Here is a 6,381-nt window from a genome sequence, read left to right as displayed (position 1 = left end):
GCGAGCGGCGCGTGGCGCTGAAGGCCTTCTCGCTCAGCCTGGAAGAACTGGGGCCCGTCTTCCGGCAGGGGGATTTTTTCGACGGCCTGTGGAAAAACCGCCGGCGGTCGGCGGGAATAAAACACGCTTTTCAAGGGACTCTTGACGAGGCGCGCGAGGAGCGGCTGCTCGCCGCGCTCGACGGGCTGCGCAGCAAGTACGGCCGCGCCGTCGTCCGGACGGGGAGGGCGTTGAAGTGAAATTCGCCCACCTGCACTGCCGCTCCTACCACTCGATGATGAGCGGCACCGCCTCGTTGGAACGCCTGGTGGCGGCCGCGCATGAGGCGGGGATGGACTCGCTGGCGCTCACCGACCTGGGCGGGCTCTACGGCTGGGTCGACTTCGTCAAGCTCTGCGGCGAGTACGGCATCCGTCCGCTCTGCGGCGTCGAGCTGCCCTCCGCCGACGGCGCGGCGGTCCTCCTGGCCCGCGACCCCAAGGGTTATGAACGGATCTGCCGGCTCGCCTCCGACTTCCACCTCGAGGCAAGCTTCTCGCTGCGCGCGGCCCTGCTGGAGGACCGTACCCATCTCGCCGTCTTGAGCCGCGACGCGGCCCTGCTGGAGGCCCTGCGCCGCGAGACGGGGCCCGAGGATCTCTACGTCGAGATCGTCCCCTTGACCGAAAACCGCCCCCTGCTGCGTTTCGCCGCCGAGCAGGGCCTGAAGCCGGTGGCGACGAACGACGTCTATTTTTTAAAGCCTCGCGAGGCTGCGCTGCACCGCATGTTGCGGGCGATAGCCGGCAACACCAAGCTTTCGCGCCTCGACCCGGCGGGGCTCGCGCCTTCCGACAGGTTTTTCTGCGATCAAGCCTGGATGACCGAGAAGCTGGGCTACGCCCCCGAGGCCCTCGCCAACGCCGCGCGCCTCGCCCGCGAGCTGCACGCCGACTGGCGCCTGGGAGAGACGGTCTTTCCGCCCTTCGCCGAGTTCTCCGCGACCGAGGCCTTCTTTACATTGCGTTGGAAGTGCCACCAGGGGGCGCTGCGCCGCTACGGGAGCCTGACGCCCCAGGTCCTCGAGCGCCTCGACTACGAGCTGCGGGTGATCCGCGAGAAGGGTTTTACGCACTACTTCCTGGTCGTCGAGGACATCGTCAAGCAGGCGCCGCGCACCTGCGGCCGCGGCTCGGTCGCGGCGAGCCTCGTCTCCTATTGCCTGGGCATCACCCACGTCGACCCCATCGCCTACAACCTCTTCTTCGAGCGCTTCCTCAATCCGGGCCGCAAGGATCCGCCCGACGCCGACATCGACTTCCCCTGGGACGAGCGCGACAAGGTCTTCGATTACATCTTTCAAAAGTACGGCCCGCTGCGCGCCGCCTGCGTCGCCAACCACGTCCGCCTCCAGCCGCAGGCGACGCTGCGCGAGGTGGCCAAGGTGCTGGGCCTGCCCGACGACGAGATCGGCCGCGCGACCGAGAAGCTACTGCGTTTTCCGCCCCGGCGCCTCCCCGAGCCCTGGGACAAGATCCTGCGCTGGGCCGAGCGCCTGCGCGACTTCCCCCGCCACCTCTCGGTGCACGCGGGGGGCGTCGTCATCGTCCCCGACGACCTGCGGCGCTATGTGCCCCTGCAGCGGGCGGCCAAGGGCGTGAACATCCTGCAATGGGAAAAAGACCAGACCGAAGATTTTGGCCTGGTGAAGATCGACGTGTTGGGCAACCGCTCGCTCGCGGTGGTGCGCGACGCCCTCGCCGCCGTCGCGCGCCACACGGGGACGGAACTTTCCTACGAAAGCCTCGATCCGACGGAGGACGCCGCGACCCGGGCGATGATCGCCCGCGGCGACACGATGGGCGTCTTCTACATCGAGTCGCCCGCGACTCGGCAGCTGCAGCATAAGGCGCGGGTCGGGGACTACCCGCACCTGGTGATCCACTCCTCGATCATCCGGCCCGCCTCCAACCGCTACATCAACGAGTACGTGCGGCGCCTCCGCGGCAAGCCCTACGCGCCGCTGCACCCGCTGCTGGAGGGCCTGCTCGAGGAGAGCTACGGCATCATGGTCTACCAGGAGGACGTGACGAAGGCGGCGATGGCCGTCGCCGGCTTCGACGCGATCGAGGGCGACGGCCTGCGCAAGACCTTGACCAAGAAACGCGCCGAGAAAAAACTGCGCGAGTACCGCGAGCGCTTTTGGGCGGGCGCCCTCGCGCGCGGCGCGAGCCCCGGGCAGATCGAGGCGATCTGGGAGATGATGATGAGCTTCGCCGGCTACAGCTTCTGCAAGCCGCACAGCGCCTCCTACGCGAAGGTCTCCTACCAGTCGGCCTACCTGAGGGCGCACTATCCCGCCGAGTTCATGGCGGCGGTGATCTCGAACGGCGGCGGCTTCTACTCGACCTTCGCCTATCTTTCCGAGGCGCGGCGCCTGGGGCTCGCCATCCTCGGCCCCGACGCCAACGCCTCCGCGCTGGCCTACGCCGGGCAGGGCCGCGAGCTGCGCATCGGACTGCAGCAGCTGCAAGGCGCGCGCCGCGAGTCGCTCGAGGCCCTGCTGCGGGAGCGGGAGCGAGGTCCTTACCGCTCCTTGGACGATCTGCTCGCCCGCGTCGCGCTCCCGCTCTCCGACCTGAAGATCCTGCTGCGCGCCGGAGCCTTCGATTCCCTCGAGCCCCGGCTCAACCGGCCGCAGCTGATGTGGCAATTGCTGCAGCGGCACCGCGAGGCCGGCCGCGATCCCGTCCTGGGGTGGAAGGAGGAGGGGGCTTGGATCCCGGCGCTCGAGGACTATCCCGAGGCGCAGAAGATCCAGGACGAGCTGGAGACTTTGGGATTGCTCTACCGATTCCATCCGTTGCGCCTCTACGAGGAGGCGCTGAATCGCCTCGACCTCGTTCCCGCCTGCGAGCTCGCCCGCCACGTCGGGCGCCGCGTGCGCACGGTCGGCTGGCTGATCACCGGCAAGGTGGTGAGCACCAAGCACGGCGAGGCGATGGAATTTATGAGCTTCGAGGACGAGACGGGGATCTACGAGACGACCTTTTTTCCCGATTCCTTCCGGCGCAACGCCCCGCGCCTCAACGCGCGCCAGCCCTTTCTGCTGACCGGCGAGGTCGCCGACGAGTTGGGCGCGATCTCCCTGAACGTCGCGCAGGCGAGCCCCGTCGAGCGGACCGTCGCCGGAAAAATCCGCGAGGCCGGGACGGAAAAGATTGTGGCCGCCGCGCGGCTTGAGGGATAATGGCCACCTTTGGAAAGGTCGGACCATGCACCTTAAAAAAATTTTGTGTTTAACGCTGGGGCTGGCCGCGATCGCCGCCTGCAACGGCTCGGGATCCCTGATCTTGGAAGACGACGAGACCGGGGCGCTCTATGGCGCCATCCTGGCCGACGATGAAGAGATCGCGGCTTATCCAAAAGGCGTCGGGCCCTGGGCCTCACTCGAGGCGACGCCCAGCCCCTCCGCGACGCCGACCTCGGTCCTGCTTTCCGGTACGCCGCCGATCCAGCAGCAAGGGACCTGTTCGCTCTGCAGCCAGGGCGAGGGTTCACCGGGCTCCTGCATCTCGTGGTCGGCGGCCTACGGTTTGGGCAGCTATACCGCCAATCTCACCCAGCAGTGGGGCGTCGAGGACCCCGACCACCAGGTCAGCGCGGCCTATCTCTACGCCTATGTCCTGAATCAAGAGTCGCGGAGCTGTCCGACCGGCACGATGGAGCCGCCTTATCTCAACTTTCTGGTGCGCAACGGTGCGCCCAGCATGACGACGGTGCCCTATCAACCTAATTGCACTTATCTGGGCGGCATCGACCTAGGCACGCTTTCGGATCCCGCCTTCAAAATCGGCAGCTGGAGTTACGTTTCGCCCCAGGACCGCGACCTCATCAAAGCCTACCTCGCGGCGGGTCATGCCGTCGCCTTCGCGGGACACCTCTACGACGGCTTTAGCCTCTTGCAGGGATCGGACGTCTACTACGGCAGCGGTCCCTTCGAGATCAACAAGACGACCGGCAAGTTGGTCGGCCACGGCATGCTCTTGATCGGCTATAACGACGCGCTCGGCGATCCGACGCAGGGGCTGGGGGCCTACCGCCTCCAGAACAGCTTCGGGACCAATTGGGGGGATTCGGGTTATCTGTGGATGTCCTATGGGACCTTCGAGAGCTCGATCGTTTCGGCCTTCGTCACCGAGCCCTTGGCGGGATCGATTTCCGGGGGAACGGCGCTGGTTCCCGACGCGGCCGTCGCGCCCGACGGCAGGATCACGCGCGTCTTCCAATTGGTGCGGAACACGGCGACCGGCGAGCCGCTGGTCCATCTAGTCTTCCGCCATCAATTCGACGGACCCGTCGAGATCCGCGAGGCGAGAGTGGTCGACCCGAGCGGCAAGGCGGCGCGTCATGTCTACGACCGCGTCTGGCACCAAAACGGCTACACGCACCTCACGCGCCGCGACGGAGGTCAGTTCCTCGCCGGGAATTACGCCCTCGAGATCGCGGCGGGCCTGCCGGACGGATCGGTCGCGCGTTATTCCGCGGAAGTCCCGGTCGCGCCGCTCGCGGCTTCTTCCTTGCCGGCTTTCGGGTTCAGCGTGGGCCTGCTCGGCGGCAACGGACAGGCGGCGGCGTTGGAATAATTTCCGGGCAAAAGACTCAAAAAATCCCCCGCCGTGGCGAAATCCGCCGGGAGCCGCCCACTCGAGAACCGTCCGTACTAAATTCCATCCATCGAAAAATAGCGAATCATTGCGAATATTTGCGCTTTTCTTGTCGCGCCGAGTCAAACAAGAACGTGGTCAAGCGTACAAAAACTCATTAGAATTCAAGCAAAGCTTCAAGCTTTGGTCTCTCAAAGAATGGGGGTTGTCATGCGGAAGTTTCTTGTCTTCGCCTTCCTGTTCTTGTTCGCTTCGCCCGCCGGCGCCGGCACTCTCGAGGGAGTGACGATGCCGGATACGATGCAGGTCGGCGGCAAATCTCTCGTCCTCAACGGCATGGGCGTCCGAAAGAAATTCGTCGTGAAGGTCTACGTCGCCGGGCTCTATCTTCCTTCGAAGATGAACAGCTCCGAAAAGGTCCTGGCCGGCGACACCGAACGCGGCCTCGACATGCATTTCCTGCACGACGTCGAGAAGGCCAAGATGTGCAAGGCCTGGTACGACGGGCTCAAGAACAATTCCCCGGCCCAGGAGGCCGCCCTCAAGGCGCAATTCGACACGCTCTGTTCCTACATGTCGGACATGGCCGAGGGCGACAAGATGACCTTCACCTACGTCCCCGGCCAAGGGACCACGGTCAGCGTGCGGGGCAAGGTGAAGGGCACGATTGCCGGCAAGGAATTCGCCGACGCGATGTTCGCCTGCTGGATCGGGCCGAATCCTCCGGGCGCGGAATTCAAACAAGGTCTCATGGGGGGCTGAACCTCATTACCTGAAGGGGGGTATCCATGAACAGCCAACGCCGCTTAAGAAGCTCTCTTAAGCTCTTCTTGATCGCCATCGTCGCCACATTCTCCTTTTCCGCCTGCACCGGCAGCGGCGGCGGCGACGTCTTGTATTATGTCGCCTTGGGCGATTCGCTTGCGGTCGGCGTCCAGCAGGACCCGACGACGGGCGAAGATGTCGAGACCGACGAGGGCTATGCCGACCAGATCTACGCGGCCCTGCTGGCCGAGTTCCCGAATCTCCAGCTCGTCAAGCTGGGCTGTCCCGGCGAGACGACGGTCACGATGGTCAACGGCGGGATCTGCGACGACTACGAGACGGGCTCTCAACTCGACGACGCTTTGGAGTTCCTGGTCGCAAACCAAGAACAGATCCTCCTGGTGACGCTCAGTATCGGCGCGAACGACGTCTTGGGATCGGATTGTCTGGAGCTCCCCGATCCGGCCCAGGTCCAGGCCTGCTTCGCGGCGCTTTTTCCCCAGATCGGCTCGAACCTAAGCCTGATCTCCAGCGGCCTGTTTTCGGCCTCGGACGGGGTTTTCCCGGTCATCGGCATGACCTACTACAACCCGCTGCTCGCCTCTTGGCTGACCGGTCCGGTGGGACAGGCCCAGGCAATGGCGACAGCCGCCCTGCAGGAGGTCTTCAACACCCAAGTGTTGAAGGCGGTCTATGGCTTGAACGGCTTCCCCGTGGCGGACGTCGCGGCCTCCTTCCAGTCGAACAACTTCACGGACATGGTGCCCTTTCCGCCGCCCTTCAACATGGTGCCGATCAACGTGGGCCTGATCTGCCAATGGACCTATATGTGCCCCAACCCGATGAGCGGGCTTATGCCGGACATCCACGCGAATGCGGCCGGCTACAAGACGATCGCCGACACATTCTTGGCGGTCTTCAATTCGCTTTGATCGAGAGATCGAAAGACCGGGCGGCCCTCGGGACGGAG

The 6,381-nt window shown here is 65.0% G+C and carries 4 protein-coding genes; all 4 read left to right on the top strand.

What is annotated here, in order from left to right; translation table 11 throughout:
- Positions 1-235: 235 nt before the first annotated feature.
- The 4 genes from FBR05_07090 (at position 236) to FBR05_07075 (ending at position 6,343) form a co-directional block, all read left to right on the top strand.
- The gene (locus FBR05_07090) at positions 236-3,229 is read left to right on the top strand and encodes a DNA polymerase III subunit alpha (protein ID MDL1871955.1); all 2,994 of its coding nucleotides are present in this window, start codon (positions 236-238) and stop codon (positions 3,227-3,229) included.
- Positions 3,230-3,254: 25 nt separating this feature from the next.
- Positions 3,255-4,625 (top strand): hypothetical protein, encoded by a 1,371-nt coding sequence (locus FBR05_07085; protein MDL1871954.1) that lies wholly within the window; start codon positions 3,255-3,257, stop codon positions 4,623-4,625.
- 204 nt (positions 4,626-4,829) lie between these two features.
- Positions 4,830-5,408 carry a hypothetical protein gene (locus tag FBR05_07080; GenBank protein MDL1871953.1) on the top strand — a complete coding sequence of 193 codons (579 nt, stop codon included), beginning with the start codon at positions 4,830-4,832 and terminating at the stop codon, positions 5,406-5,408.
- A 26-nt stretch (positions 5,409-5,434) separates the two neighbouring features.
- Positions 5,435-6,343: an SGNH/GDSL hydrolase family protein gene (locus FBR05_07075; protein ID MDL1871952.1), complete on the top strand. Its 909-nt coding sequence runs from the start codon at positions 5,435-5,437 to the stop codon at positions 6,341-6,343.
- Positions 6,344-6,381 lie beyond the last annotated feature (38 nt).

The sequence above is a fragment of the Deltaproteobacteria bacterium PRO3 genome (assembly GCA_030263375.1).
Classification (GTDB): domain Bacteria; phylum UBA10199; class UBA10199; order DSSB01; family DSSB01; genus DSSB01.
The sequence above is the reverse complement of the archived record's forward strand: the minus strand, read 5'-3'. Positions and strand labels throughout refer to the sequence as shown.

What these genes read in the sequence shown, in the direction of transcription:
- FBR05_07075 (MDL1871952.1), top strand. Translation starts at nt 5,435, where the DNA reads ATGAACAGCCAACGCCGCTTAAGAAGCTCTCTTAAGCTCTTCTTGATC.
- FBR05_07085 (MDL1871954.1), top strand. Translation starts at nt 3,255, where the DNA reads ATGCACCTTAAAAAAATTTTGTGTTTAACGCTGGGGCTGGCCGCGATC.